At 65.3% G+C, this 948-nt stretch carries 2 pseudogenes; both read left to right on the top strand.

The annotated features are described in order from the left end of the window. A pseudogene (locus G5C60_RS52960) lies at window positions 1-131 on the top strand (carbohydrate ABC transporter permease); the annotation flags it as partial. A gap of 90 nt (window positions 132-221) precedes the next feature. After that, window positions 222-948: pseudogene (locus G5C60_RS50760) on the top strand (RICIN domain-containing protein); the annotation flags it as partial.

Here is a 948-nt window from a genome sequence, read left to right as displayed (position 1 = left end):
GCGCCAGCAGCGACATGCTCCCGCTCGTCGTGACCGGCTCCCTGATCTCGATCATCCCCCTCGTCATCGCCTTCCTCATGCTCCAGCGCTACTGGCAGAGCGGTCTGGCCACCGGAAGCGTCAAGCAATAACTCCCCCCCCCGGAACTCCCCCCGGCCGTCACCGCGGCGGTCGCCGAAGTACTGAGCATCACCCCTGATCACCCCTCAAAGGAGAGGCAAATGCAGACAAGACGGCTGGGAAAGGCGCTGGGAACCTTCATCGCGGGTTCGGCGATGCTGGGCCTGACCATGAGCAGCGCGCAGGCGTACAACCCGACGGGCGGGATCCTGTACCAGCTCGGCGATGAACCGTGTCTGAAAGGGCGGGGCAACTGCGCGATCTACGTCAAGTCGGCGCAGTTGGAGAGCGGACGTCTCGTCGCGGCATTCGAGAAGGCCACGGTCGTGCCGGCGACGGGAAGCGCCGACGGAGAGACGATGCCGGTCTACAAGAGCGACGACTACGGAACCTCGTGGCAGCCGCTGGCGGACGTCAAGGCTCCGGCGTACCTCTCCGACGATCCCCGGTACGGGAAGTACAAGAGCAACTGGGGAGCACCCTTTCTCTACACGCTCCCCCAGGACGTCGGGAACCTGAAGAAGGGCACGCTGCTCCTCGCAAGCGTTGTGACGGGCGACGACCACTACTACCTCGAGCACAAGGCGGCCGACCCGAACTGGACGCCGAACAACGACGGAGACCGCAGTGACCTGGCGATCGCCCTGTACTCCAGCACCGACGACGGCGAGAGCTGGAAGATCCTCAACGTCATCGCGACCGGCGGCTGGCAGGGCGGCAGCGCGGGCGCGGTCGGCAAGAACGTCGCCAAGGCGAACACGTACCAGCAGGTCGATCCCCTTTGGGAGCCGTATCTGATGGTCCACGACGGCCAGCTCGTCTGCTACT

Source organism: Streptomyces scabichelini, from assembly GCF_011045015.1.
GTDB lineage: Bacteria > Actinomycetota > Actinomycetes > Streptomycetales > Streptomycetaceae > Streptomyces > Streptomyces scabichelini.
The sequence above is the reverse complement of the archived record's forward strand: the minus strand, read 5'-3'. Positions and strand labels throughout refer to the sequence as shown.